The organism is Micromonospora sp. PLK6-60 (genome assembly GCF_019890675.1).
Taxonomy (GTDB): Bacteria; Actinomycetota; Actinomycetes; order Mycobacteriales; family Micromonosporaceae; genus Micromonospora.
In genome coordinates, this window is record NZ_JAIOAA010000017.1 from 38,799 (window position 1) to 65,646 (window position 26,848).

At 73.6% G+C, this 26,848-nt stretch carries 25 protein-coding genes; 2 read left to right on the forward strand and 23 right to left on the reverse strand.

Features of this window, described 5'->3' with window-relative positions:
- Nucleotides 1-24: 24 nt before the first annotated feature.
- The 13 genes from K7640_RS24745 to K7640_RS24805 form a co-directional block, all read right to left on the reverse strand.
- Entirely contained in the window at nt 25-957 is a 933-nt protein-coding gene (locus K7640_RS24745; RefSeq protein WP_222957306.1) for a trypsin-like serine protease, read from the reverse strand.
- 58 nt (nt 958-1,015) lie between these two features.
- The gene (locus tag K7640_RS24750; RefSeq protein WP_222957307.1) at nt 1,016-2,122 is read right to left on the reverse strand and encodes a HAMP domain-containing sensor histidine kinase; all 1,107 of its coding nucleotides are present in this window, start codon (nt 2,120-2,122) and stop codon (nt 1,016-1,018) included.
- Nucleotides 2,123-2,132: 10 nt separating this feature from the next.
- Complete coding sequence (locus tag K7640_RS24755; RefSeq protein ID WP_222957308.1) at nt 2,133-2,810, reverse strand: response regulator transcription factor; 678 nt, start codon at nt 2,808-2,810, stop codon at nt 2,133-2,135.
- A gap of 5 nt (nt 2,811-2,815) precedes the next feature.
- The gene (locus K7640_RS24760; RefSeq protein ID WP_222957309.1) at nt 2,816-3,526 is read right to left on the reverse strand and encodes a VanZ family protein; all 711 of its coding nucleotides are present in this window, start codon (nt 3,524-3,526) and stop codon (nt 2,816-2,818) included.
- 74 nt (nt 3,527-3,600) lie between these two features.
- Nucleotides 3,601-4,830, reverse strand: coding sequence for a serine hydrolase (locus K7640_RS24765; RefSeq protein ID WP_255609893.1), 1,230 nt, complete (start codon nt 4,828-4,830; stop codon nt 3,601-3,603).
- Between the two features lie 350 nt (nt 4,831-5,180).
- Nucleotides 5,181-5,654 carry a hypothetical protein gene (locus K7640_RS24770; RefSeq protein WP_222957311.1) on the reverse strand — a complete coding sequence of 158 codons (474 nt, stop codon included), beginning with the start codon at nt 5,652-5,654 and terminating at the stop codon, nt 5,181-5,183.
- A gap of 10 nt (nt 5,655-5,664) precedes the next feature.
- Nucleotides 5,665-6,009, reverse strand: coding sequence for a PadR family transcriptional regulator (locus K7640_RS24775; RefSeq protein ID WP_222957312.1), 345 nt, complete (start codon nt 6,007-6,009; stop codon nt 5,665-5,667).
- Between the two features lie 57 nt (nt 6,010-6,066).
- Entirely contained in the window at nt 6,067-6,606 is a 540-nt protein-coding gene (locus tag K7640_RS24780; protein WP_222957313.1) for an SUKH-4 family immunity protein, read from the reverse strand.
- Nucleotides 6,603-7,142 carry a hypothetical protein gene (locus K7640_RS24785; RefSeq protein ID WP_222957314.1) on the reverse strand — a complete coding sequence of 180 codons (540 nt, stop codon included), beginning with the start codon at nt 7,140-7,142 and terminating at the stop codon, nt 6,603-6,605. The genes K7640_RS24780 and K7640_RS24785 overlap by 4 nt, the downstream gene beginning before the upstream one ends.
- Nucleotides 7,139-7,714: an endonuclease gene (locus tag K7640_RS24790; protein WP_222957315.1), complete on the reverse strand. Its 576-nt coding sequence runs from the start codon at nt 7,712-7,714 to the stop codon at nt 7,139-7,141. Before K7640_RS24790 ends, K7640_RS24785 begins: the two co-directional genes overlap by 4 nt.
- Complete coding sequence (locus K7640_RS24795) at nt 7,707-8,201, reverse strand: hypothetical protein (protein ID WP_222957316.1); 495 nt, start codon at nt 8,199-8,201, stop codon at nt 7,707-7,709. Before K7640_RS24795 ends, K7640_RS24790 begins: the two co-directional genes overlap by 8 nt.
- Nucleotides 8,202-8,205: 4 nt before the next feature.
- Nucleotides 8,206-8,529: a WXG100 family type VII secretion target gene (locus K7640_RS24800; protein WP_222957317.1), complete on the reverse strand. Its 324-nt coding sequence runs from the start codon at nt 8,527-8,529 to the stop codon at nt 8,206-8,208.
- Entirely contained in the window at nt 8,526-8,951 is a 426-nt protein-coding gene (locus K7640_RS24805; RefSeq protein WP_222957318.1) for a YbaB/EbfC family nucleoid-associated protein, read from the reverse strand. Before K7640_RS24805 ends, K7640_RS24800 begins: the two co-directional genes overlap by 4 nt.
- A gap of 147 nt (nt 8,952-9,098) precedes the next feature.
- Between K7640_RS24805 and solA the strand changes: the two genes are divergently transcribed.
- Both solA and K7640_RS24815 read left to right on the forward strand, forming a co-directional pair.
- Nucleotides 9,099-10,241, forward strand: coding sequence for an N-methyl-L-tryptophan oxidase (gene solA / locus K7640_RS24810; RefSeq protein ID WP_222957319.1), 1,143 nt, complete (start codon nt 9,099-9,101; stop codon nt 10,239-10,241).
- 83 nt (nt 10,242-10,324) lie between these two features.
- Complete coding sequence (locus tag K7640_RS24815) at nt 10,325-10,714, forward strand: OsmC family protein (protein WP_222957320.1); 390 nt, start codon at nt 10,325-10,327, stop codon at nt 10,712-10,714.
- 16 nt (nt 10,715-10,730) lie between these two features.
- Here the strand turns inward: K7640_RS24815 and hisC are convergent, their stop codons facing one another.
- Genes hisC through K7640_RS24865 form a run of 10 tightly spaced genes read right to left on the reverse strand, consistent with a single transcriptional unit; the run spans nt 10,731 to nt 26,686 of the window.
- Nucleotides 10,731-11,804: a histidinol-phosphate transaminase gene (gene hisC / locus K7640_RS24820; protein WP_222957321.1), complete on the reverse strand. Its 1,074-nt coding sequence runs from the start codon at nt 11,802-11,804 to the stop codon at nt 10,731-10,733.
- Nucleotides 11,801-13,153 carry an ATP-grasp domain-containing protein gene (locus K7640_RS24825; protein ID WP_222957322.1) on the reverse strand — a complete coding sequence of 451 codons (1,353 nt, stop codon included), beginning with the start codon at nt 13,151-13,153 and terminating at the stop codon, nt 11,801-11,803. The genes hisC and K7640_RS24825 overlap by 4 nt, the downstream gene beginning before the upstream one ends.
- Complete coding sequence (locus tag K7640_RS24830) at nt 13,150-13,989, reverse strand: TauD/TfdA family dioxygenase (protein ID WP_222957323.1); 840 nt, start codon at nt 13,987-13,989, stop codon at nt 13,150-13,152. Before K7640_RS24830 ends, K7640_RS24825 begins: the two co-directional genes overlap by 4 nt.
- On the reverse strand, nt 13,971-15,170 hold the full coding sequence (locus K7640_RS24835; protein ID WP_222957324.1) for an MFS transporter: 1,200 nt from the start codon (nt 15,168-15,170) through the stop codon (nt 13,971-13,973). Before K7640_RS24835 ends, K7640_RS24830 begins: the two co-directional genes overlap by 19 nt.
- A gap of 20 nt (nt 15,171-15,190) precedes the next feature.
- A complete protein-coding gene (locus tag K7640_RS24840) occupies nt 15,191-16,594 on the reverse strand; it encodes an FAD-binding oxidoreductase (protein WP_222957325.1) in 1,404 nt (467 codons plus the stop codon).
- Nucleotides 16,591-16,800, reverse strand: coding sequence for a ferredoxin (locus K7640_RS24845; RefSeq protein ID WP_222957326.1), 210 nt, complete (start codon nt 16,798-16,800; stop codon nt 16,591-16,593). Before K7640_RS24845 ends, K7640_RS24840 begins: the two co-directional genes overlap by 4 nt.
- Nucleotides 16,801-16,843: 43 nt before the next feature.
- Nucleotides 16,844-18,037, reverse strand: coding sequence for a cytochrome P450 (locus tag K7640_RS24850; RefSeq protein WP_222957327.1), 1,194 nt, complete (start codon nt 18,035-18,037; stop codon nt 16,844-16,846).
- On the reverse strand, nt 18,034-24,102 hold the full coding sequence (locus K7640_RS24855; protein ID WP_222957328.1) for a non-ribosomal peptide synthetase: 6,069 nt from the start codon (nt 24,100-24,102) through the stop codon (nt 18,034-18,036). Before K7640_RS24855 ends, K7640_RS24850 begins: the two co-directional genes overlap by 4 nt.
- Nucleotides 24,099-24,506, reverse strand: a complete 408-nt coding sequence (locus K7640_RS24860; protein ID WP_222957329.1) for a nuclear transport factor 2 family protein — start codon at nt 24,504-24,506, stop codon at nt 24,099-24,101. Before K7640_RS24860 ends, K7640_RS24855 begins: the two co-directional genes overlap by 4 nt.
- Entirely contained in the window at nt 24,503-26,686 is a 2,184-nt protein-coding gene (locus tag K7640_RS24865) for an aminotransferase class III-fold pyridoxal phosphate-dependent enzyme (RefSeq protein ID WP_222957330.1), read from the reverse strand. Before K7640_RS24865 ends, K7640_RS24860 begins: the two co-directional genes overlap by 4 nt.
- Between the last annotated feature and the right edge of the window lie 162 nt (nt 26,687-26,848).

Below are 26,848 nucleotides of genomic sequence, written 5' to 3' on the forward strand. Positions count from 1 at the left end.
CTCGGCCCCGGGCGCGGCCGCTGCTCAGCGCACGCTGGACGGCTGCCGTCGCGCCGGATCACCCAGCCGGCCGTGGGGCCGGGCCGGTCCACGACGACCGCGCCGCAGGCGGATCACCACCACCAGCACCGCCAGCACGCCCCCGGCCAGGGAAAGCCCGAGCCAGCGCAGCCGTGAGTCCGGCTGGGACGCCTCGGCGGTGGTGGCGGCGACCCAGGCGGCGAGGTTGTCGGTGCGGGCGGCCGTGTCGTCCCCGGTGTGCGGGCAGGCCGGGCCCCGGCTGACCACCGCCACGAGTTCGGGCCGGTCACCGTCGCCGGTGCGGAAGTACGGCCCGCCCGAGTCGTGCGGGCAGGCGCTGGTGTCGGCCCGGGGCGCCCGGCCGGCCATGCTCACCGTCACGTCGTCGACCCCGGTGACGACGAACTCGCCGGTCTGCAGGCGGTCCACGGTGTCGCCCACGTCGTAGCTGGTCAAGCCCCAGCCGGTGAGCCGGACCACCTCACCGGGCCGGGCGGGCGCGGCACCGACCCGCAGCGGGGTGACGTCGGTGACCGGCTCGCCCAGCTCGGCCAGGGCGACGTCGGCCGACGCCGACTGCCGCACCGCGACGACGTCGATCTCGTGTCCGGTCCGGTCGGCCAGGGCGGTGCGGCCGATCGTGGCGGTGGTGCGCCGGGCCACCGTCCGGTCGACGCGCCGGCCCGACCCGTCGCGGAAACAGTGGCCGGCGGTGATCACCCAGCGGGGTGCGACGAGCGCGCCGGAGCAGGAACTGTCCCGGCTGCCCTGATCGGCCGCCGGCAGGCCGGTCATCGTGAGCAGGACCGAGAAGCCGTACTCACCGGACGCCACGTCTTCGCCGTTGGCGATCGCCTGGGCCGGCTTGGGGGCGCTGACCAGGACCGCGAGGGCGACGACCGCGAGGGCGGCGATCCGCAGCAGCGTGGTTCGCATACCACCCATCCTGGGTCCCGGGCGGTATGGGGAAGATAAAGAAAACGCGGGGCAGGGCCTAGGGTGTGCCGGGAAGCCGGACCGTGACGAGGAGACCGCCGGCGGAGCGCGGGACGAGGTCGAGGGTCCCGTCGTGGGCGCGGACGATGCTGTGCACGATGGCCAGGCCGAGGCCGACGCCGGCGTGCTCGTCGATGCGTACCCTCTCCGTTGCGCGCCGGAACGGCTCGGTGAGGGTCGGCACCAGTTCCGGTGGGAGCCGCGGGCCGGTGTTCGCCACCCGCAGCGCGCACGTGCCGCCGTGCGCCTCGGTGCGGACCGTCACCGTGCCGCCGGCGGGGAGGTTGTGCACGACGGCGTTCTGGACGAGGTTGGTCGCCATCCGCGACAGGAGTTCGGCGGAGCCGATGGTCCGGGCCACCCCGCCCGTCACCTCCAGCGTGATCCCGCGCCGTTCGGCCAGTGGCAGCAGCGTCTCGGCGGCTTCCTCGGCGATGAGCGAGAGGTCGACGCGCTGGTGGGGGAGCTTTCCGCGGTCGCCGCGGCTGAGCAGCAGGAGTGCCTCGGTGAGGTCGATCGCCCGGGTGTTGACCGCGTGCAGGCGTTCGACGAGTTCGTCCCGGCCCCGCGCCGGGTCCTTGCGGGCGACGTCGAGCATCGTCCGCGAGATCGCCAGCGGGGTGCGCAGTTCGTGGGAGGCGTTCGCGGCGAATCTCCGCTGTTCGGCGACGTGGGACTCGAGTCGTCCGAGCATGGCGTCGAAGGCGTCGGCGAGCTCGCGGAATTCGTCCTGGCGGCCCGGTAGCCGGATCCGGTGGGCGAGCGACCCGGTAGCGGCCATCCGGGTGGCGTCGGTGATGCGCACCAGGGGGGCGAGCATCCGGCCGGCGAGCAGCCACCCACCCAACAGACCGAACAGCAGCAGGAACACGAACACCGCGGCCGCCCGGGGGGCGAAGGCGCGGAGCAGGTCGTCCCGGCTCGGACCGCCCAGCGGGGGAAGCTGCTGATGGTGACTCAACGGGTCCACGACCCGTTCCGTGGGCACGTAGCGCAGCAGGAACACCCAGACGGCCGCGAGGAGCAGCGTGCCGGCGAGCAGGAGAAAGCCGGCGTAGCTGGCGGTGAGCTTGAGGCGCACGCTCAGACCGGGGGCTCTGACCACCGATCGCTCCTCACGTCGGGCCGGGGGGTGCGGTGTCGATGCGGTAGCCGACGCCGGGCACCGTGGCGATGATCCAGGGCTGGCCGAGTCGTTTGCGCAGTGCGGAGACGGTGATCCGGACGGCGTTGGTGAACGGGTCGGCGTGCGCGTCCCAGGCCCGTTCCAGCAGTTCCTCGGCGCTGACGACACCGCCCTCGGCGGCGACGAGGATTTCCAGCACGGCGAACTGCTTGCGGGTGAGCGCGACGTGGTGGCCGTCGCGGAAGACCTCCCGGCGGAAGGGGTCGAGCCGCAGGCCGGCGAGCTCACGCACCGGTGGCCGGGCGTGCCCGCGCCGGCGGTCGAGCGCTCTGAGCCGCAGGACGAGTTCCCGCAGCTCGAACGGCTTGGTGAGGTAGTCGTCGGCGCCCAGCTCGAACCCGGAGGCCTTGTCGTCGATCCGGTCGGCGGCGGTGAGCATGAGGATCGGGATGCCGCTGCCGGAGGCGACGATGTGCCGGGCGACCTCGTCGCCGGAGGGGCCGGGGATGTCGCGGTCGAGGACCGCGAGGTCGTAGGAGTTGACGCCGAGCAGTTCCAGGGCGGAGTCGCCGTCACCGGCGATGTCGGCGGCGATCGCCGCCAGCCGCAGCCCGTCCCGGACCGCCTCGGCCAGGTAGGGCTCGTCCTCCACGAGCAGCACCCGCATGTGACTCAGTCCGCCGCCGCCGGCGCCGGCGCCGGGTGAGGCTGCTCCGCCGGCAGCTCCGCCGCGGTGCGCCACCAGCGGCGCGACGCCAGCGCGGCCAGCCCGGCGCCGGCCGCGTTGACCAGCACGTCATCCAGCGAGGACACCCGGTCCAGCCGGAAGACGTACTGTGCGGTCTCGACCAGGACCGAGCAGCCCGCCCCGAGCGCCAGGATCCGCGGCACGGACGCCAGCGCCGCGGATCGCATCGGGGCGAAGAACCCCAGCGCCGCGAAGATCAGCAGGTTGCCGCCGATCCCGATCGGCCCCATCGTGACCAGGTCCCGCAGCGGGACCAGGCTCACCCGGCCGGGGACGACGCCGGCCCCCGGCCCCGGCATCAGGGTCAGCCAGACCATCGGCACCGTCCCGTAGACCAGGCCCACCTCGGCCAGCGACATCCGCCACGCGGAGCTGACGCCGGCGGCTCGCCGGCCGAGCGCCAGCGCCGACCCCACGAGCGCGGCCAACGGCAGCCCGACCAGCATCATGAGCACCACGCCGTTCTCCGTGTCGTAGCAGCCGTGCCACCGCCCGGCCAGGCACTGCGGAGCAGCCATCAGGAGCGGCCGCCGCACGACGAACGCCGCGCCCGCCAGGCCGAGGACCGCCAGGCCGAGGAGCACGATCCGACGGGTACGGCGGGGTGGGGCGGACCGGGTTGCGCTGTGCGTCATGCCCCCATCAAAGCCGGTGGGCCGTAGCGATGGCGTAAGCGGTTTGCCATACCTGCGCGATACCTCCGGCTCGGTCAGCCGCCACCGCCGTCGCCGGGCGAGACTCCGGTGACGGCCTGCGTCTCCCGTCCGATCATCTCCGGCAAGGGCGCGTCGTCGCAGTTGGCGAGGATGACGCCGGCCCAGCCGGTGTCCGGGTAACTGCTCCAGTTGGCGCAGACGCCGGGGTTGCCACCGGCACGCTGGATCACCCACTGGCCGCCGACGATCTCGGCCGAGGGCCCGTACGTGCCGAACGAGGCCGGGCCCAGGGGAACCTTGCCGGCGGTGAGCACGTTGGCCCAGGGCCGGTCGAGCAGCGTGCCGTCGCCGAGCGCGCGAACGAAGCGGATCAGGTCCGGTGCGGTGGCGAAGCCGCCGTCGCCGAGGGCGTCGATGAAGGCGCGGCCCGGGTTCCGACCCAGCATGTACTCGTACGGGCTGCCCTTGTCGAGGTTGCGCAGGGCGTCGACCTGGCTGCCGTCGGCGAGCGTCAGGTACGGGTGCGCGAGGCGCCGGTCGCTGAGCCACCGCGGCCGGGTGTAGAACCCCGAGCCGGTCATGCCGCAGCGCCGGAAGATGTTCTCCTCGACGTAGTCCCAGTACGTCGTGCCGCTCACCGCCTCCACGATCAGGGCGGGGATGACGGCCTCGGCGCCGGCGTGGAACCCGTTGGGCTGGCCGGGCGTGCCCACCAGCTTCGACTGCCGGGCCCACCGTTCCTGATACTCGTGGACCTCCGCCCGGCTCTGGAAGATCCGGTGGATGTCCTCCTCCGGGGTGTTCAGCCCGGACAGGCCGGTGAGCATGTGGTGGATGGTCACCTGCTCGGCGATGTCCGGGGCGAAACCCGTCAGGTGCCTGCCGACCGGGTCCGTCAGCCGCAGCCTGCCCTGCTGGGCGAGTTGCAGGATGGCTATCGCGTTGAACGGCTTGCCCGCCGAGCTGAGCGTGAACGCGGTGCCCTCGTGGTTGCGGATCCCCCGCTCCCGGTCGGCCATCCCGTAGCTGCGGGACAGCACCGTCCGGCCGCGGTGCGACAGCAACACCACGCCGGAGAACCTGCCGGCGGCGGCCAGTCGCGCCACGTACCGGTCGTAGGCTCCGCCGGGCCGGGTGTCCGGCGGGATCCGGTCGTGGGCGCTCGGGTGGGCGTGGGCGGTCCCGGCGAGCGGCACCCCGGCCGCCACCACGCCGGCGGTGGCCAGCCCGCCCATTCGGAACAGCCGCCGTCGGTGGATACCTGGTGCCGATGCCGATTCCATGATCATGGTCCTCTCCCGGTCGGTGGTGTGGCACCTCCACTGAAGACGGGAGACAGTTGCGGTGACGTATGCGTTTTCCGATACGCCCGCGATACCCACCTGAACCTTCCCCGGCGTTCGCGCCGTTCGCAGCAGACATGACGACGACATTTGTCGATCTGGTCGCCAGATCCAGCGTCGCCGACCGGACGGCTTCAGATCCGCCCGCCCCCGTCAGGACACCCCGACCGTCGGCGACGCGGCGGGGTCGACGTTTCACTCCGGAGAGCTGAGAGCAATCTAACCAGCCAGAGCCGCCATGTCTACCTAGCTAGAGATAGCTTCCTGACAATACCTGGGCGAGCGCGGACTCAGCGACCGAGCAGCCGCCGCAAACGCAGCACGACGGCGAGGGCCAACGCGGCCCGCAGGCACTGGACGACCTCGTCGGCCCGTTGGCGCCGGGACAACCGGCCGCCCTGGCGGACCTCGCACAGGCCGTCCTGCCACTCCTCCAGGTAGCGGTCGCGCGCCCATGCCGGCAGCAACGCACCCGCACAGGCCAGCCCCCGCCGACTCCACCCGGTGACAAGCCACGGACCGGCCGGGGTGGGCGGCACGCCCGGCGCGGCGACCACGTCACGAAGTCGATCATTGACGCGGAGCACCAGCACGCTGCCGCCGACGACGCCGACCCCACCCAGCATTCGCAGCGGATCCGGCACGAGGGCGAAGAGGGCGAGGAAGCCGATAGCCGTGCCGCTGATCGCCACGGCATCGACGGAGACCCTGAGGAAGAGGCCGACCTGGCGGGCGACGGAACCACCTGACGTGCTCGCGTACACCGTCGGTCTCCTATCCCTGATAGCCGGGTCGCGGCAGCAGGTACGCCGAGGAGGTGGGGTTGTTGCGGGCGTCCGCGTCGGCCAGGCACGAGCGGGCAGCCCGCACGCCATCGCCGGTCAGGCGGTAGTACCGACGCCGGGGCCGCCCCTGATCCTCGTGCTCGGCCGGGTCCTCCCAGAAGCTGTGCACCCAGCCCGCCGCCTCCAACCGGGCCAGGATCGGATGCAGGGTTCCCGTCTTGAGCCCCGTCTCCCGAGCGATGTCACGGCCGTAACGAGGCACGGCCGGGTCGGCGAGGAGCAGTCGCAGAACTTGGACCGTCTGGGGGGTGAGACGGGGAGCGCCAGGTGCCATGCGCGGAAGTCTAGTTAGCTAGCGCAGCGGGCTTCCAGTCCCGCGCATCCCGAACCGTCACCGGCCGGTGGACTCCAGTTGATCGAAGGCCATGCTCCACCACGACTCCGGGTCGGCGAACGCGGACGGGTCCACCCGCATCAGGTCGGCCCGGATCGCGGCGGCGCGGGCCGCCCGCTCCCGGCCGCCCGGGTCGTTCTCGATCAGCTGCCCGAGGCGGTACAGGAACTCGACGAACGCCGCGAACGTCACGTTGACCCGCTCGAAGTTCGGCGAGTCGAGGTCCAGCAGCTCGACGCCGCCGGTCAGCGTGTCCAGGCAGAACAGCAGCTGGCTGTCCTCCGGGGAGCTGCCCAGGACGAGGTAGGTGCGCGGCCCGGCGTCGCCGATCTCGATGCGCAGCTTCGAGAACAGCTCCAGGCCCTCGACGGCGACGTCGACGGTGAACAGGATCGGCACGTCCGCCGGGAAGGCGCCGTTGGGCGGGAAGACCTCCGGCCGGATCGGGCCGAGGACGTCGTCGAACCGGTCGACCGGGAAGTGCAGCACCCCGTCGGTGCCCCACAGGCCGACGAGCTGCTCGTACGTGACGCTCACTCGCCCGACTCCTCGTCGTCCTCGTCCACGGTGGTCAGGCCGTGCTCATCGAGGAACTCCCACCACTCGTCCTGCGCCGCGACATCGGCGTAGAGGGGGCCGAACACGTAGGCGGCGAGCAGGTATTCGAGGGTGGGCATCAGCTCCTCGAACTCCCCCCGGACATAGAACGGGTCGTCGCTGGTCCGCGGGAACCACCAGACCGCCCCGGTGTCCCGCCGCAGCAGCAGCGGCTCGCGGGCCAGGTCACCCAGGTAGTACCACTCGGCGGGCTCGTCGGCCACGCCGGTGAACTCGGGCATGTTGCCGAGCATGTCCCGCCGGTAGTCGACGTCGGCGGTCCCCCACAGCTCGAAGTCACCGGCCCGGACACCGTCGGCGACCTCCAGCAGCTCCCGGACCGGCTGCGGCACCTCGGCGGGGATCTTGTCGGCCGGCGCGGCCTGCTCGATCTGCGCCCAGACCAGGGTCGCGGGCTGGTCCGCCGCCAGTTCGGCGCGCACCTCCACGATGAGTTCGCGCAGGTCGGGGTTCAAGGGATCACCTCTATTCGGATCGGCGTACCGTCGGGCAGGTTCCCGATCTGCTGCCAGAACTCGTTGCCCAGGTCCTGGTTCGTGTGGGAATCCAGGAGCCTCAGATTATCGACGGTGTCCGGACCGCCCAGCTGCGGATCCCACACGTGGTCGGTGTCGAGCCGGCCCAGGCGGGCCAGCAGCTTGTTCGCCATGGCCTTGCCCTCCTCGGTGGCCTTGCCGTCCGGCGGCCAGTACTTCTTGAAGATCGCCTCCCGGACCCGTTGGCGGTATGCCTTGGTGAGCTCTGGGTCCCTGGCCACGGGGTTGGCCTGCTTGAACAGCTTGCCCTCGTCACTGAGCTTCTTCAGCGCGTTGACCTTGCGGTCGAAGGGCCCCTTCTTGTACGACGGCTTGCGCTTGATCTTGAGGACGAATTCCGGCAGATCGTTGTTACGGGTCACCGGTGGCGCCGGGATCCGCTTCTTCGGCTTCTTGGCCGCGGCCTCGACCGCCTTGCTGACCAGCTTGCCGACCTTCGGCTTCGCCACGCCGCCGCGTGACTTCGAGCCCTTCGGCTTGTGGCTAGGCATCCATCAGCTCCGTCAGGACCTGGTCGATCAGCAGGCCGACGATCTCCCGCGTGATCATCTGGAAGATCGGGATCTCGGCGAGCGACGCGCCGAAGGTGGCGACCGCGGTCGCGATGGCCTGCGCCACCTCGAACGCCAGGATCGCGAGCTGCACGATCACCGCGATCTTCAGGGCCAGCACGATCGCCGCGCAGATGATCAGCCCGGTGCCGACCAGCACCGCCGCCTGGGCGTAGTCCGGCAGCGTGCCCGGCCCGCTCTCGGCGTCCGTCCACCACTTCTGGAACGCCTGCACCGACTCACCGCTGTGCTGCGACCAGACCGCGGCCGCGGCCGACCCGGCCTGACCGGCGGCGGTCGCGACGGTACCGCTGAAGGTGAGCCAGGCCTGGCCCATCTCGAAGAGCTTCTCCTCGTCGGCCTCGGGCCAGGTGTACCCGATCCAACCCAACGCGGTGACCAGCTCACCGGGCAGTTGCAGCCCCATGCCGTCAGCCCAGCTGTCCGTGCAACGTCTGGATCATGCCGGCCGTGTCCTCCTCGGCGGCCTCGTAGTTGTCGGCCATCAACGTCAGGTCACTGCCCGCCGACCCGACCTCCTCGGCCGCCTCGCCGATGCAGTCGAGCACCCAGGCCGCGACCGCGGTGTAGGCGACGCCGATCAGCGACCCGATGTCGTCACCGCCCCACGGCTCGCCGAAACCCTGCAACTGCGACTCGAAGCTCTCCAGCTCACCGATGAACCCCTGGGCGACGTCGATCACGGTGTCCCCACCGGATCGCAGCAACGCCGGGTCGACCTCGAAGCCGCTCACCGGGAACCACCCCCGGCCACCCGCGTCTGGGCGTCGGTCAGCGCCTGCAGGAACGCCCCCAGCCGCGGTACGGCAGTGTCCCGGACCTCCTGCAACTGCTCGGTGAGCTGCGACAGGTCCCCGGCCGCCGGCACCGGCGCCGCGGCGCCGCGCAGCGCGTCGATGGCCGCGTTCACCGCCTCGACGACGCGGTCGCAGACCTCCTCGGAGCCCAGCCGCATCAGCCGCGGGTCCAGGCTCAGCGCCGCAAGCCGCCCGTCCGACCCGAACTCGGCCCGCACCTGCCCGTCCGCCGACTCCCCGGTCCGCCGCCGGCGCGCGGTCTCCTCGTCCTCCGGCTGGGGACTGACGGCCCGCAGCGCACCGACCGTCGCCTCCAGCATCCGGGCGAACTCCCCGTCCGCCGACTGTTTCATCGACATGTGCCCTCCCCCGGTTCACCGGAGAATATAGTCGAGCCGTCCTTTGTCGATGCCCGCTGGAACGAGACGGAAGTCGTACAGAAACGCGGACGACGGCTACCGTTCCGGTCGTGTCCCGAGTCGCTTCCGGTGCTGGAGGTCCCCGACATGGCGGTCCATGACGTCATCGTGGTCGGGCTCGGCGGGATGGGGAGCAGCGCCGCCTACCATCTCGCGGCGCGCGGCCAGCGGGTGCTCGGCCTGGAGCGGTTCGGGCCGGCCCACGACCGTGGGTCCAGCCACGGCGGCTCGCGCATCACCCGGCAGGCCTACTTCGAGGATCCGGCCTACGTGCCGTTGCTGCTGCGGGCGTACGAGCTGTGGGAGCGGCTGGAACGCGACGCCGGGCGGGAGATCATCTCGCTCACCGGCGGGGTCTTCGTGGGCCGGCCGGAGAGCACGGTGGTGGCCGGCAGCCTGCGCGCCGCCCGGGAGTGGGACCTGCCCCACGAACTCCTCGACGCGGGCGAGCTGCGCCGCCGCTTCCCGACGTTCACCCCGGCGGGCGACGAGGTCGCGCTCTACGAGGCCAGGGCCGGTTTCGTCCGCCCCGAGGCGACCGTCGCCGCGCACCTCGACCTCGCCGCCCGACACGGCGCCGACCTGCGCTACGGCGAGCCGGTACGCGGTTGGCGGGTGCTGCCCGACGGCGGCGTCCAGGTCACCACCGGGCAGGCGTCCTACCGGGCGCGCCGCCTCGTCGTCTGTCCCGGGGCCTGGGCGCCGGAACTTCTCGCCGACCTCGGGGTGCCGTTGGCCGTCGAGCGGCAGGTCATGTACTGGTTCCAGCCCGGCACCGGGGTGGGCCCGTTCGCGCCGCGGCGGCATCCGATCTACATCCACGAGGACGCCGCCGGCACCCAGGTCTACGGCTTCCCGGCCATCGACGGCCCGGCGGGTGGCGCCAAGGTGGCCTTCTTCCGCCACGGTCAGCTCTGCACGCCGGAGACCATCGACCGGCGGGTGCACCCGGCGGAGGTCCGGGACATGGCCGAGCGCCTGGGATCCATCCTGCCCAGCCTCGCGGGCCCTTTCCTCCGGGCCGCCACCTGCATGTACACCAACACCCCGGACCAGCACTTCGTGATCGCCACCCATCCGGAGCACCCGCAGGTCACCGTCGCCTGCGGTTTCTCCGGCCACGGCTTCAAGTTCGTCCCGGTCGTCGGCGAGATCCTCGCCGACCTGGCGACGGACGGCGCGACCCGGCACCCCATCGACCTGTTCGACCCGCGCCGCGACCTCTCCTGACCGGCGGCGGGTTCCTGGTGTCGACGGCGGTCCCCGGGCACAATGCTTCCGTCCAGTACGGCACGAGCGGACGGGGCGGGCCAGTGGATCAGTTCGCGGTGGTGGTCGGCGCCGGCTCGTTGCGGTCGGGTGCCGCCGAGGCGATCCGGTTCCCCCATCGGTGGACCCCCGAGGGTGTCACCGTCGAGGCCGACTTCACCGGGGCCCACCTCCTGCACCTGGCCGCGGCCGGCTGCGTCCTCAACGACGTGTACCGGGAGGCACGCGAACTGGGCGTCCGCGTCGACGGGGTACGGGTGACCGCCTCGGGCGCCTTCGACCCGGCGACCTGGGCGTCCACCGGGATCACCTACCGGGTCGAGCTGCGCTCCCCCGCGTCCGACGAGGAGTTGGGCCGGCTCCTGGACCGGGTCGACGAGGTGGCGGAGATTCCGCGCGCGATCCGAGCCGGAGCCACCGTGCGGCGCGACTGACCAGCCGTGGCGCCGATCAGGTCCGCACGGGTCCGACGGCGCCGAGGGGAAACTGCTCAGCCGCCCGCAGGAACGCGTCGTTCTCGTCCGGCAGGCCCACCGTGACCCGTACGCCCTCGTCCCCGAACCGCCGGACGAGGATGCCCTGCTCCGCGCAGTACTCGGCGAAGCGCCCCGACTCCGCCCCGAGCGGCAGCCACAGGAAGTTCGCCTGCGAACGCGGCACCGGGAAGCCCCGGCCGCGCAGGGCCCGGAAGACCCGCTCCCGCTCCCGGACGACGGTGGCGCACCGGGCGGCCACCTCGTCCGCGTGGCGCAGGGCGACGGACGCGGACCGCTGGGCCAGGCGGCTCACCACGAACGGCACGGCGACCCGGTGCACCTCGCGGATCACCGCCGGCGGCGCCACGCAGTAGCCGACCCGGACGCCGGCGAGTCCGTACGCCTTGGAGAAGGTACGCAACACCGCCACGTTCTCCCGGTCCGCCAGCACGGAGACGCCGTCGGCGACGTCCGGCCCGGCGAACTCGTGGTACGCCTCGTCCAGCACCACCAGCACGTCGGGCGGCACCCGGTCGAGGAAGGCGTGCAGCTCCTGCCGGCCGAAGGCGGTCCCGGTGGGGTTGTTCGGGTTGCACAGGAAGGTCAGCCTGGTCGCCGGGGTGACCGCCGCCGCCATCGCCACCAGGTCGTGCCGGTGGGCGGCGTCCAACGGCACGGTGCGAGGGGTGGCGCCGGCGATCCGGGCGAGCACCGGATACGCCTCGAAGGAGCGCCAGGCGCAGAGGACCTCGTCCCCCGGCCGGCAGTAGGCCTGGATCAGCTGCGCGCAGAGGCTCACCGAGCCGCAGCCGACCGCGAGCCAGGATTCCGGCACGCCGATCCGGGCGGCCAGCGCGGCGACGAGATCCTCGGAGAACCACTGCGGATACCGGTGGCTGTCCCGCGCGGCGGCGGCCAGCGCCTCGGCGACCGCGGGCAGGGGCGCCATCGGCAGCTCGTTCGAGTTGAGCAGGATCGCCCCGGGCGCCTGCCGGGGGATGATGTAGTCGGGCAGCGTGGCGAGATCCGCCCGGCTCGGCACGGTCATCGCCTGCTCCCGCCCGCCACCAGATCCGTCCCGCCGGCGACCGGCGCCGGCGCCAGTTGGAAGACGTCGTCGGTGAGCTGCTGGATCCGCCGGTGGTCCGCGATCAGGTCCTGCGGGCGGTCGGCGGCCAGGAAGACCCGCAGTGGACTGGACAACAGGTCGGTGGTGGGGCGCATCCGGTCCCCGACGGCCAGTCGCGGCACGACGAGGCGGACGGTGTCCAGCGCGGCGATGCGGGCCAGCGCCTCCTCGTCGATCCGCGCGACGATGCCCGCGCGGCTGGTCCGGCCGTGGACCACCATCGCCTCCCGGCGCTTGCGGTACCTCGCCTCGGCGGCGTTGCGGCGCCGGAACTCCTGCGGTCGTACCGCCGCCATCGCGAGCAGGTCCGCCTGGTTGCCGTCGAGGCAGAGGTCGTGGAAGCCCGGATCGATGAGCCCGTTGACGCGGGCGCCGACCTCGACCAGCGCCGGCCCGGCGGGCGTCAGCATGATCTCCGCGTGGGCCGCCCCGAACCGGATGTCCAGGGCGTCGAGCACCGCGTCCAGATAGGGCACCAGCTCGGCCACCTCGGGGCTGCCGGGGTCGATCAGCAGGTCCCGGTCGTAGACCCGCTTCGCGCCGATCATGGCCTTCTCGTAGCGCCAGATGCCACAGACGTGGCGCTCGCCGCCGGCGCCCCGGACCACGTCGACCACGTACTCGTCGCCCGCCAGGAAGGACTGGGCGAGGATCTCGGTGTTGCGGCGGCCGAAGATGTCCGTCGAGCCCAGGACGGCGGCCACGGCGGCCCGGACCTCCGCCGGGTCGCGGCAGATGGAGACGCCGTCGGTGGAGGCGGAGCTGAGCGGCTTCACCACGACCGGGTAGCCGGCCTCGCGCCCGGCCCACGAGACGACCTCCTCCGGGTCGGCGGACCTGAGCTGCCGGGCGCAGTGCAGGCCGGCGGCGCGCAGGGCGTCGATCATCCGGAACTTGTCCCGGCGCAGCGCCGAGGTGCCCGCCGGGTTGCCGGGCAGGCCGAGCAGCCCGGCAACGGTGTCCGCCGCGGGAACGGCGGACTCCTGCCCGGCCAGGACCGCCACCGGCGCGTACGCGGCCAGCGCGGCGGCCGTGTCCCGCCAGTCGCCGCTGGCGTGCACCACGTTGGCGAGGTAGGGGCGGAGGTCCGGCGGCGGCACCGAGGAGAGGAACTCGGGGGTGGACTGCAGGTGGACGACGTCCGCGCCCTGCCGTTGGCAGGCGGCGGGCAGGAACTTCCCGGCGGAGTAGGCGTCGACGATCACCGCGACGGGGCGGTCGCCGCCGGCGCCGGACGTCGGCCCGGCCGGGCCGCGTACGGCGCTCATCGGCCCGCGATGCTGACGCGGTGGACGGTCCGGCTGGTCCCGGGCGGTAGGTCCGTCGCCTTGTGGTAGGTCGTGGCGGTCTTCCAGATCAGCAGGTCCGACGGGGTCCACCGATGGGTGTAGACCCGCTGCGGGTCCGGCACGAGGGCGTCCACCAGGTCGAAGAACTCCTGGTTGCCGTTGGCGTCGAGACCGACGACGGAGTCCATGTATTCCCGGGCGGCGTAGAGGTAGGGGCGGCCGGTGTGCGGGTCGACCCGGATCACCGGGTGCTCGACCGCGGGGTACTGCTGCGCCACCAGCGCGCGCAGCTCGGCGATGGAGAGGCCGACGTGCTCCGGCTCGATGCGCTGCTGCTTGGTCAGGGTGTGCCGCCCGACCAGCTCCTTGAGCCGGGCCTTCCACTCCTCCGGCAGCCGGTCGTGCACGTCGGCGGCGGAGGCGAACAGGGTGTGGCCGCAGTCGCCGGGGACGTTCACCCCGTGCAGCATGGTGTACTCGGGCGGCTCGGCGACGTAGGACGAATCCTGGTGCCAGAAGTTGCCCACCCGGGGGACGCCGACCGGCCGGTTGTTCCGGCGCTCGTTGGACGAGACGAGGATCTCGGCGAACTCCGGGTGCCGCCACTCCTGGAACACGAAGGGCACCGGCCGGCCGATCCGCTGGGCGAGCTGGATCTGCTGCTGCGGCGTCAGCTCCGCCCGGCGCAGGACGACCAGGTCGCGCTGGTGCAGCGCGTCGACGATGTCGGCGAACACCTCGCCACGGCTCAGGTCGTCGTACGTCAGGCCGGTGTACTCGACGCCGATGAAGTCGGTCAGGTCGCGCTTCTGCATGGTTCCTCCTCCGGATGCCACGTGTAGGGGTGCTTGCTGGCCACGATCAGGATCAGCCACGCCACCACCACGGCGGCGCCGGCGGCGGCCCACGGCAGGGCCGGTGCGGCGGGTCGCGAGAGCAGCAGGGCCAGTTGCGGCGCGAGGATGAACGCGACGTTCACCCCCGTCGAGTAGATGCTCATGCTCCGGTCGGCGGACGGGCCCGGTGACAGGCTGCTGACGTAGTTGAGCAGCCCGGGGAAGACCACCATCTCGCCGGCGGTCCAGACCAGGGTGGACAGGATCAGCGCCGGGCCGGACTCCGACTGCGACATCAGCAGGAAGCCGGCGCCCGCGAGTCCGTAGCCGAGGCGCAGGGTCGCCCGGTTGCTGACCCGGGTCATCAGCACGTTGACCGGCACCTCGAACAGGACGATGCACAGCGCGTTGACGCTGAACACGACGCCGGCCCAGTAGCCGGGCAGGTCGAGGACGACGATGACGTAGGTGGCGACGAAGACCGACGGCAGCGAGTAGGCCAGTTGCACGGGCAGCGAGAGTCCGTAGATGGTCCAGAACCGGGCCCGCGCGGGCGGCCCGAGCCGGGGTGCGCGGGTCCGGTGCGCCGGGCGGGGCGCGCCGCCCGGCGCGGCCGCCGCGGGCCGGGTCCACAGGTACCCGGCCGCCGCCAGCACGCAGGCGCTGTTCACCCAGAACACCAGCCGTGGCTGCACGGCGAACACCAGCGCGCCGACCAGGGGCCCGACCGCGATGCCCAGGTTGATGGCCAGCCGGATGCAGGAGAACGGGACCTTCCGGTCGCCGGCGCCGGTCTGCGCGACGACGGCCGAGTAGGAGGCCGGCGTGACGACCTCGTAGGCGAAACCCCAGACCAGCAGCGCCACGATGAGCGACGCCAGGTGGTCGGACCACGGGACGACGACCACGACCGCCGCGTTGAGCAGCAGACCGGCCAGGATCACCGACCGGGCGCCGAACCGGGCCAGCAGCACGGTGGCCGCGAGGTCGGCGGCGAGCGCACCCACCCCGAAACAGGCAAGCGCGGTGCCCACCGCGGTCGGGCCGATGACGCCCGCCAGCAGCAGGTACGCGGCGAGGAACGGATAGGCCACGGTGCCGGCGCGGAAGATCAACGTCGTGACGAACAGGGTACGCAGCGGCGCCGGAAGCGCCGCCACCGTCCGCACGGTACGGGCGATCACGGGGTCTCCCGCTCCGCTTCCGCCGGCCCGAACAGGCAGCCCGGGTTCAACAGTCCCGCCGGATCCAGGGCCTGCTTGACGAGCCGGTGCACGCGCATCGAGACGGGGCCGGCCTCCCGCGCCAGCCACGGCTGCTTGAGCTTGCCGATGCCGTGCTCCCCGGTCACCGTGCCGCCGAGGGAGAGCGCCAGCGCCAGGATGTTGTCGAAGGCTTCCCGGGCCCGGGCGTACTGCTGCGGGCAGTCCCGGTCGTAGAGGACGGTGGGGTGCATGTTGCCGTCGCCCGCGTGACCGACCACCGCCACGGTCAGGCCCGCGTCGACACCGATCTTCTCGCAGCCGGTGATGAGCTCGACGATGCGGGTGCGGGGCACGGCCACGTCCTCGGTGAGGCAGGCGCCCCGGGCCTCCAGCGCGGTGAGGCTGACCCGGCGGGCCTGGAGCAGGACGCCCCCCTCGGCCGGGTCCCGGCTGGTGCGGATCAGCACCGCGCCCGCCGCCCGGAAGGCGGCCGCCATGGTGGCGATCTCCCGCTCGGCGGCCGCTCCCCCGGCGTCCGACTGGCCCAGCAGCATCGCCTGACCGTCGTCCCCGCCCAGGTCGACGCCGAGGTAGGCGGCCGAGGCGCGCAGCGACGTCGCGTCCATGATCTCCATCAGCGACGGCACCACCCCGGCCCGCACCACCCGCTGCACGCCGTCACCGGCCTGCTCGATCGAGCCGAACACGGCGGTGACCGTGGCGGGCACGGCCGGCAGCGGACGCAGCGCCAGCGTCGCCCGGGTGATGATGCCGAGCGTTCCCTCGCTGCCCACGAAGAGCCGCGTCAGGTCGTACCCGGCGACCCCCTTGGCCGTCCGGCGACCGGTGCGCAGCAGCGAGCCGTCGGCCAACACCACCTCCAGGCCCAGGACCGCGTCGCTGGTGGTGCCGTACTTGCCGCAGCACAGGCCGCCCGCGTCGGTGGCCAGGTTGCCGCCGAGCGTGCACCAGTCGAGGCTGGACGGGTCGGGCGGATAGAACAGGTCGTGCGCCGCGGCGGCCTCGCGCAGCGCGAGGTTGACCACCCCGGGCTCGACCACCGCCAGCCGGTTGGCGACGTCGAGTTCGAGGATGCGGTCCATCCGCGTGGTGAGCAGGACGACGCACCCGTCGACCGCGTTGGCGGCCCCGGCCAGACCGCTGCCCGCTCCGCGCGGCACGATCGGCACCCCGGCGGCGGCGCAGGCCCGGACACACTGCTGCACCTGCCCGGTGTCGGCGGGCAGCACCACCGCCAGCGGCTGACCGTACGGCGCGAGCGGCATCCGGTCGTGTGCGTGGTCCCGCAGCACGGCGGGGTCGGTCGCCAGGCCCTCGTCGCCCACGGCGGCCCGGAGCTGGTCGAGCAGTCGGCTCACCGGTCGTCTCCCCCGTCGGCCACCAGGATCGCCCCGACAGGACAGAGATCGGCCGCCGCCAGGACGTCCTCGGTGAGCTCGTCGGCGGGGTCGGGGTCGCGCAGGACGACCACGCCGTCCGGGTCGCCCTGGTCGAAGACCTCGGGAGCGGTCAGCACGCACTGCCCGGCACCGACGCACCGGGTGGGGTCGAGGTCGATCTTCATGGCAGGCAACTCCTCGGCGGGGAAGCGACGGCAGACGGCGGGCTCACCAGGTCACCGGTAGTTCGTGCAGGCCGTACACCGCCATGTCGGACTTGAAGCGGAGCCGCTCCAGCGGCACGCCGACCCGCAGGCCGGGCAGACGGCGGGCCACCACCCGGTAGGTCTCCTGCAGCTCCACCCGGGCCAGCGACTGTCCCAGGCACTGGTGCGGGCCGTACCCGAAGGCGAGGTGCCCGTGCGGCCTGGCGGTGGGGTCGAAACGCTCACCGGCGGCGAACCGGGCCGGGTCCCGGTTGGCGGCGTTGATCGCCGCGATCACCCCGTCACCGGCCCGGACCGGATGCCCGTTGACGTCGACGTCCTCGACCGCCATCCGGCGGATCCCGCGCTGCACGATGGTGAGATAGCGCAGCAGCTCCTCGACGGTGTCCGCGAGCCGGCCCGGGTCGTCGGTGCGCAGCGCCGCGAAGTGCGCCGGGTTCCGCAGCAGGGTGAGCAGGCCGAGGGAGATCATGTTGGCGGTGGTGTCGTGGCCCGCGGTGAGCAGCAGCAGCGCCATGGCGGCCAGCGTCCGGCGGTCCATCGCGCCGGTGCGCACATGCGTGACGATCATGCGGCCGACGAAGTCGTCGCCCGGTTCCCGCTCCCGCTCGGCCACCAGCGACTCCAGGTAGTCCTGGAGTTCCTGACGGGCCGCGCCGGCGGTCTCGGTGGTGCCGCTGAGCACGTTCATGTCGTGGGTCAGGCGGCGGAAGCGCTCCCGGTCGGCAGCCGGGACACCGAGCAGCTCGCAGACGAACGACAGGGCCACCGGTAGCGCCAGGTCCGCGACCAGGTCACCGTGCCCGCGCCCGTCGACCATCCGGTCGACGCAGCCGTCCACGATGGCCGCGATCCGGGTACGCCAGCTCTCCGCCCGCCGGACGGTGAACTCGCTCAGCACCAGCCGGCGGACCGCATCGTGCTCAGGGTTGTCCATGATGAGCAGCGTGGGTTCGACGGTCGCCTCGGCGAGCGCCACCGCGCTGGAGACCGGGTAGCCGGGCCGCCGCTTGTCGGCGCTGAACCGGGGATCGCCGAGCACGACACGCGCGTCGTCGAAGCGGGTGAACAGCCACGGCCGCATCCCGTTCCAGATGGGGACGCGCGACACCTGCGGCTGGTCGCGCAGCCGGGTCACCTCCGGCGGCGGATCGAACGGACACTGCCGGGCCATGGGGTATACCGGTTCGGTCATCGGGCCGTTCCTCCGATCGAGTCCAGGTCTCGCCACCAGCGGTCGACGAGGGCGTCGTCGAGGTCCGGCAGGGCGACACCGACGGCGCTCAGGGCGCTCAGGGTCGCCTGGTTGTCGTACGCCACGGCGCTCCCCGGCCGGTCGCGAAGCTCGCGCAGGTGCTCCCGGTACGCGAGCGCGGGCAGGGCCGCGCCGGTCTCCGTCGCCGCGCCGAGCCGGTCGAGCCAGCCGCCCAGCGGGACCGGCCGGGTGGTGCCCCCGGTGCGCCGGTCGTGCCCGGCGAGCAGGGTCGCGAGGCTGGTGCGACGCGGATGGTGCAGGTGACGCACGGTGCCGGCCGGCGCCTCGGCGAGGGCCAGCGCGACCAGTGCGCGGGCCATCACGTCGACGGGCAGCAGGTCGCTGTGCAGCCGCTCGTCGTCCGGGTAGCACCCCAGCGCGGCCGAGGTGGCCAGCAGCCGGGTCAGCATGTCGTCGGCGTTGGACACGCCACTGGTGGCGCTCGGACCCGCGCGGCCCAGCCGGTAGATCCGTGCGTGCGCCCCCCGGGCCACCGCCTGGGCGACGAGTTGCTCGGCGGCCCACTTGGTGGCGGCGTAGCCCCCGCCCCGCGAGTGTCGCTCACCCGCCACCGGGCTGGCTTCGCTGAGCCGACCCGGTCGGCCGGCACCGGGCTCGCGCAGCACGCCGAGGGTGGAGACGTGGTGGACCCGCGCCGGGGTGCCCGACGCCGCGATCCGCAGCACCTCCGCGGTGCCGGCCACGTTGGCCGCCGCCAGGTGGTGGAAGCCGGACAGGTGGTGCACCGTCGCCCCGACGTGCAGCACCGTCGTCGCCGCCCGCGCGGCGCGCAGCGCGTCGGCGGTCAACCCGAGACCGGGCAGCTGGAGGTCGCCGCAGAGCGGCTCGATCCTCGGGTCGGCGGGGTCCACCGGCACCCCGTACCGGCGGGCGGCCTCGGCGATCCGGGCGCGTGCCGCGTCGACGGTCGAGGCGCGCACCAGGCAGCGGACCGGTCCGTCGGTGGCGCGCAGCAGCTCCCCCAGCACGTGCGCGCCGACGAAGCCGGTGGCCCCGGTGAGCAGGATCGGGTCGCCCGGGCCCGGCGGCGGGGTCGGCCGGTCGAAGCGGATGTCCGGATCGAGGCGGGCGTCGTCCGGACCGACAAGCGCCACCCCGGCCGCCGGTTCCGCCGGGTCGGACAGCTGCCGGACCATCGCCCGGATGGTCGGCTCGGTGAGGAAGTCGCGTACCGGGATGCGGGTGCCGTGCCGGCGCTCGACGGCGGTCAGCAGGCGGATCACCCGCAGGGAATCCCCGCCGACGGCGAAGAAGTCGTCCGTCGGCCCGACCGGGACGTCGCCCAGGATCTCCTGCCACAGGGCGACGAGCTGCCCTGCCAGCCCGCCCGGCCGGGCGACCGGCACGCCCGGCGCCGGTGCGCGGAGCGCGGCGAGCTGCTCCGCCAGCGCCCGGCGGTCCGCCTTGCCGTTGCCGTTGACCGGGAGGGCCGACACGGCGGCGACGGTCCGCGGCACCATGTACGCGGGCAGCAGGCGCACCAGGTGGGCTCGGGCGTCCTCCGGAGCGGCCGGGCCGACGTACGCCACGGCGAGCCGCGCGTCCGCGCCCGCGCCGAGCAGCACCGCGAGCGCTTCGCTGACCGACGGGTGGCCGGCGAGCGCCATCTCGATCTCCCCGAGCTCGATCCGGAAGCCGCGGAGTTTGATCTGACCGTCGAGCCGGCCCAGATAGTCGAGGGTGCCGTCCGGCAGGCGGCGCACCCGGTCCCCGGTCCGGTACAGCCGCTGGCCGCCGAGCGCCGGGTGCGTGGTGAACAGCTCGGCGGTGCGCTCCGGCTGGTTCCAGTAGCCGACGCCGACCCCGGCGCCACCGAGCCAGAGCTCACCGGGGACGCCGGTCGCCGCGAGGCGGCCGTGCCGGTCGATCACGTGGGCGGTGGTGCCGGGCAGCGGACGGCCGATGGGGATTCGCGCCCGGTCCTCGTCCGCGCCCGCCTGGTGGGTGGTGGCGAGGATGGCCGCCTCGGTCGGGCCGTAGCCGTTGATGACGACCCGGTCCCGGGCGAAGTGCCGGGTGTCGTGCGGATCGGCGGGTTCACCGGCGACCAGCAGGATCCGCACGGTGCCGAGGTCGGGGCGGCCCAGCGCCCGCAGCAGCGACGGGACCATTACCAGCACGGTGACGCCGTTGTCCCGGATGTGGCGGGTGAGCGCCGCGCCGTCGGCCCGTACGTCGTCGCCGCAGTACACCAGCGTGCCGCCGCTGACCAGCGGCATGAACTGCTCGTAGGCCGCCACGTCGAAGCCGGGCGAGGTGAGCTGGAGCCAGACGTCGTCCGAGGCGAACGGGTGCCGTGCCAGGTTGCCGTGCAGGGTGTTGGCCACCGACCGGTGCGTCAGCACCGCGCCCCGGGGCCGGCCCGTGCTGCCCGAGGTGTAGATCAGGTAGGCGGGGGCGTCGGCGCGGCTCTCGCGGAGCGCCGGCGTCTCGTCGGCCGGCACGATCAGTCGATCGATGTCGAGCAGCGGCGGCAGCGCCCCGGTCCGCGCCGACGGTGGGAAGTGCCGCTCGATGATGTCCTTCGTCGAGATCACCGCCCGGGGCGCCGCGTCCGCCAGCACGAACCGCAGCCGGTCCACCGGGTAGTCGGGGTCCAGCGGGACGTAGGCCGCACCCGTCTTCAGCACGCCCAGGATCGACACGACCAGCCGCGGGGTGCGCGCCAGGCACAGCGCCACCCGGTCGCCGGGTCCCACGCCGAGCGCCGAGAGCCGGCCGGCCACGGTGTCGGAGAGCTGGTCCAGCTCGCGGTAGCTGAGCACCGTGTCGTCGCCCACCACCGCCGTCCGGTCGGGGTACGTCCGGGCGGAGCGCGCGAAGAGCCCGTGGAGGGTGGCGTCGCTGTCGCCGGGTGCCTGCTCGGCCGGCCACCGGCGTTCCTCGTCCGGCTCGTGCGGGCCGATGTCCCGCAGCACCGTTCCGGCCTCGGCGTTCGCGAGGCGGTCGAGGGTGGCGACGAGCTGGCCGGCGAGCCGTTCGACGCTGTCCCGCCGGTACAGGTCGGTGCTGAACTCCACCTCGATGTCGAGCCCGCCGGGCGACTCCTGGAAGGAGAACATCAGCTCGAACTTCGCGGTGTGGTTCGCCTCGATGGGCCGGGGGTCGACCGTGGCGAGCCCCAACCGCAGCGGCCGCGGCGGACGCTGCTGGTAGTTGACGACCACCGGGAAGGGCAGGGCCCCGCGCGACGCCCCGGTCAGCCCCAGCTCCCGGCAGACGCTCTGCGCCGGCACGTCCTGGTGACGGTAGGCGCCCACGCAGGCGTCCCGGACCCGGCCCAGCAGTTCCTCGACCGGGGTGTCGCCGGTCGCGGCCACCCGGATCGGCAGCACGTTGACGAGGTAGCCGATCAGATCGGTGGTGTCCGGTCCCCGGCCGTTGGTCAGGCTGCCGAGGCACAGGGCGTCCCGCTCGGTGTGGGCGGCCAGCACGGTGTACACGCCGGCCAGGCAGAGCATGAAGCGGCTGATCCCGTGCCGGCGGGCGGCCTCGGCCAGGTGGGCGCTCGCGGGCTCCCCGACGCGCAGCCGGACCCGGTCCCCGGCGCCACTGAGGACGGCGGGCCGGGGCCGGTCGGTGACCAGGTCGAGGGTGAGCGCGCCGCCGTCGACGGCCTGCCGCCACCACCGCACGGCGGCGGGCAGCCGCTCGGGCAGCCGGGCGAGCGTCTGCCGGACGTGGTCGGCGTAGCGCAGCCGCGCCGGGTGCGCCGCCGCGTCGGCGTAGGACGCGGACAGGTCGGCGAGGAGCACGTCCACCGACCAGTCGTCGGCGATGACGTGGTGCAGCTCGACGTGGACGACGGTCCGGTCCGCGGCGAGCCGGGCCACCAGCAGGCGTGCCAGGGGTGTCCCGTCCGTGCCGGTGGTGGGCCGGGCCAGCAGCGCGTCGACCCGGGCCTGCCGCTGCCCGGCGGGCAGCTCCCGCAGGTCGTGGTGGACGAACGCCTCGTCCGGATCGGCCGCCGGTACCTGCCGGTACTCGTCGCCGTCGCGCCGCACGACCATCCGCAGCGCCTCCTGCCGCGCGGCGACCCGGTGGAACGCGGCCCGCAGCCGCGCGACGTCGACCGGCCCGGCGACCAGGAAGGTGCGCCGGATCAGGTAGCGGTGCGGCGGCCGGCCCTGCTGGTCGAACCAGACGCCCCGCTGCCCGGGCAGCAGCGGCAGCGCGGCGGCCGGCTCCGCCGGTGGGCCGGCGGTTCGCGCCCGCGCGGCCGTGGCGTCGACCAGCGCGGCGATCTCCCGGACCGTGGCCGCGGTCAACAGCTCCCCCAGCCCGACCGCCACTCCCCGCGCCCGCTCGACGCCGGCCGCCACGGTCATCGCCGCCAGCGAGTCGCCGCCGGCGGCCAGGAAGTCGGTGTCCGGTCCGACCGGCGCGCCGAGGACCTGGCCGACGAGTCCGGCGACGAGGTGTTCGGTGGCGGTGCCGCCGTCCGGCGCGACCGCCGGGGTGCCGGGCCGCCGGTCGGCCTGCCCGGTCAGCGCGCGGCGATCGGCCTTGCCGTTCGCGGTGACCGGCAGCGCCGGCAGCACCGTCACCGTCGCCGGCACCTGGGCCGGCGGCAGGGTGGCGGCGGCGTACCCGATCAGGTCGCCCACGGCGGCGGGTTCGCGCAGCACGACGAAGGCGGCGAGCCGCCGGTTCAGCTCCGGACCGGGCGCGACCACGGCGGCCTCCCGCACCGCCGGATGCCGCAGCAGCGTCCGTTCCGTCTCGGCCGGCTCGACCCGGTATCCCCGGATCTTCACCTGGTCGTCGGTCCGGCCGAGGAACCGCAGGTTGCCGTCGGGAAGCAGGCGCACCCGGTCCCCGGTCAGGTACGCGGTGCGGCCGGGATGCCCCGGCTCGGGGACGAAGCGCTCGGCGGTCAGGTCCGGCTGCCCCCGGTAGCCACGGGCGACGCCACCGCCACCGACGCAGAGCTCACCCTCCTCGCCGGGCGCGACCGGACGGCGGTCCGGGCCCAGCACGTGTGCCCTCGCTCCGGACAGCGGCCGGCCGATGGGCACGTCCGGCCAGGACTCGTCGTAGCAGCGTTCGCCGTGCAGCACCAGCCAGCAGGCGTAGACCGTCGTCTCGGTGGGGCCGTACCCGTTGACGATGGTGCAGTGGGGCAGCCGGCGGAGCGCGGTCCGCACCGCCGCCACCCCGGCCCGGTCCCCGCCGGAGATGCAGAGCCGCAGGCCACGCAGGTCGTCGGCGACGTGTTCCATGGCGAGCCGGAACAGCGGGGCGGCCAGCCGCAGGACGGTGACCCGGTGGCGCCGGACCGCCCGGCCGATGTCGTGGACGCTCGGGCGGTCCCGCCCCGGCAGCGCCAGCGTCGCCCCGTTGAGCAGGGCCCCCCAGATCTCGAAGACCGACGGGTCGACGTGCAGGGGGGCCAACTGGAGTACGACGTCGTCCGGCCCGAGCCCGGCCTCCGGCGCCCGGGCCAGGGCGAGCACCGACCCGTCCGCCACCTCGACCGCCTTCGGTCGACCGGTGCTGCCGGAGGTGGCGATGACGTACGCCAGGGGTGCCGGCTCCCCGAGCGGCGGCTCCGGGAGGTCCCCGTCGGCGGTCGGGGGCCGGTCGACGGACAGCACCCGCACGCCGGGCAGCACGGCACGCAGCCGGTCCACCTCGGACGGGTCGGCGAACAGCGTGCGTACCCCGCACTCGGTGACCAGGGCGCGCAACCGGTCGTCGGGCGCGGCGGGGTCCGCCGGCAGGTACGCACCGCCGGCGAGGATCACGCCGACCAGCGTCGCGACCGCTGCCGGCGACGCGGCCATCCGGACCGCCACCAGTTCTCCGGGCGCCCCGACCGGCCCGAGCCGGCGGGCCACCGCGCCGGACCAGCCGGCCAGGGTGCGGTAGTCGAGGCGGTCGTGGTCGGAGACGACCGCCGTGCGCTCGCCATGGGTGCGGGCGACGGCCAGGAACGCGTCGGCGAGCGGACGCCGCACCGGCGGGTACCCGGGCGTCCTCATGCCGGCTCCCGGTGCAGGGCCTCGACCATGCTCGCGGTGTCGTACAGGTCCAGATAGCGGGCGATCAGCCCGTCCCGGATGGTGAAGACGTTCATCCACTGTGCCTCGTACCGGGCGGCGTTGTGCAGCACCCGGGTGCGGCTGAAGCCGAGGACCACCACGCGGTCGCCGGCGTCCAGGAAGTCGTAGGGTTGGCACACCTCCACCGAGATCCACTGCCGGACGATGGTGAAGAACCGCCGGAAGCCCTCGACCCCCTGGTACGTCCCGGCCCAGGGCAGCGACGGGGGTCCGTGATAGATCCACTCGAAGTCGTCGGTGAGCAGCGCCTCGATCTCGGTGAGCTTGCCGTCGTCGAACAGCTGGAAGAACCGGCGCACCACGTCGACGTCCTGCTGACTCATTGCGGCCTCCTCACGGCGTGGCCGCGCACCCGCGCCCGGCGCCGTACGCGTTCGACGAGACGAAAGACCGCCGCTTCGGCCAGCAGCCGAGGGGCGGAGATGCGGGACAGTCGCCGAGCCCCGTCCATCACCTGCTGGATCTCCCCCTCGGTGGCGACCAACGGCAGCAGGAACACGTCGTAGACCACGAACGCCCGGGCCCGCCGGATCCACCAGCTGATCAGCGCGAAGGTCAGCCACTCGCCCTCGGGGTCGACGAGCCGCCGCAGCGGGCGCGGCACCCTCGGCTCGAACCTGCCGAGCAGCCCCTCGGCGAACCGTCGCCCCACCACGCCGCGCCGGTTCCCGGCCATGGCGGCGAGGCCCCGACGGACGACCTCGGACAGGGCCGCCACCCGGGATGCGATCTGCAGGGCGTCGACCTGGGCGACGGCGTGCCCGGCGAAATGGGCGCCGAGTTGGTGGGCGTGCTGGCCGCGCAGCTCCTCGACCAGGAGCGGGTTGGCGCGGCGGGCCGCCTGGTAGACCTCCTCGGACACCAGCGCGGACCCGGTGGGGAAGCAACCGTAGCTGAGGGCCTTGGACAGGCTCATCAGGTCGATGTCGGGGAGCCTGCCCTGGTGGGCGAAGCGGGTGCCGCACCGGTAGAAGGAGGTGAGCACCTCGTCGACGCCGACCAGGAGGCCCTGTTCCGCCCGGGCCTCGGTGACGGCCCGCAGGAGCGGGTCGGGTATCGGGGCGTACGAGTTGGAGCTGCCGTGCACCAGCTCGACCCAGACCAGCCCGACCTCGCCGCCGGCGGCCTCCCGCCGGAACTCCCGCACCGCCTCCGGGCCGTACGGGTCGATGTACCGGATGTCGGCGTAGAGCGGCCCGAACGGGGCGCGGGTGCGTTCGGCCGCCGTGGCGAGCAGCGACACCAGCGTCTTGCCGCCGTAGTTGTGGCGGAACACGACGATCCGCCGCCGGTCGGGCCGGGCGAGGCGGGCCAGGATGATCGCCGACTCGACCGCCGAGGCTCCGCTGACCGCCGGGAACGCCCTGGCCAGCCCGGTTTCCCGGGCGAGGATCCGGTCCAGTTCGCCGACGTAGTCCCGCCCCGGATCGTGCCGTCGCACCACGTCGGTGACCGCGTCGAGCGGGTTGTGGCCGTTGATGCCCAGGCCCGCCCCGCACAGCCCGTCCACCAGGTCGAGACGCCGGCCCGAGTCGAGTTCGACGGTGAGCCGCGCCCCTTCGGCCCGTACCACGTGCAGGGCGCCGTGCAGCTTGCGGTGCATCCGTACGGTCATCGGGTTGACGTGGCGGGCGTAGAGGTCCAGCGTCCGCTGCCAGTCCCCCGTCGTGGCGGCCAGCACGTCCCGTACCGGGCTGCCCTCGGGCCAGCGCGGCAGCAGGCGCGCCGTGACCGCGCGCATGGCGACGGTGTTGCCGCCGTAGGTGTTGGAGTGCAGGAACCCGGTCGACGGGTGGGACCAGGGGGCGAACATCTCCGGATCGCCGGCGAAGGCGCCGAAGGGCACCTGGTGGCCGGTGAGGGATTCACCGAGCACGAACAGGTCGGGGCCCAGCAGGTCACTGGCGGCGTCGTGGGCGGCGAGGGGGTCCACGTCGCCGAGGTCGAGGGCGACCCGGGTGCCGTCGCGCCGGGCCCGCCGGACGACGTCGGCGAGTTCGGCCAGGTGCTCCGCGCCCAGCCGGTCCGTGCCGCGCAGCACCAGGCCACCGCACGGCGCCTGGGCCAGGGATTCGTCCAGCGCGGCCACCGTGTCGGCGAACACCAGGCCGGGCGCGAGGGCCCGCTCGGGCCCCTCCCCCAGCGGGTCGGCCCGGCGGTGCAGGGTTCCGTCGGGATCGAGGACCGCCACTCGCCCCCGGTGCCGTGACGCGGTCGCGGCGGCCCGATGGCGCAGCAGCTTGATCGCCCCGTGCAACGCCTCGTAGCGGGAGTTCGCGAAGAAACACCGGTACCGGGCGGACGCCGGGGCGGCACCGATCTCCCGAAGGAACGTACTGATGAGGTAGCCGGCGTGGGCGGCGTCCTCGGTGACGAACCAGGACGGCATCGCGAAGATCGGATGCCGCTGCTCGATGAGGTCGGTGAGGATGGTGAGCGTCTCCGGGGCCGCGGGGCGGAACAGGGAGACGGCACTCTCGGTCAGGTCGACGTTCAGCGGCATGGAGGAACCCCGTCTCGAGATGGCGGGCGCGGTGGGTCTGGGCGGCGGGCCGCGGCCACACCGGTCACGAGGCCGCGACAATCGGCTCGTATCTGCCACCCCAGTAACGGCCATCGGCACCCGGGATCGCATCTCCTGCCGTGCCGTCACGCACCGCTGGTG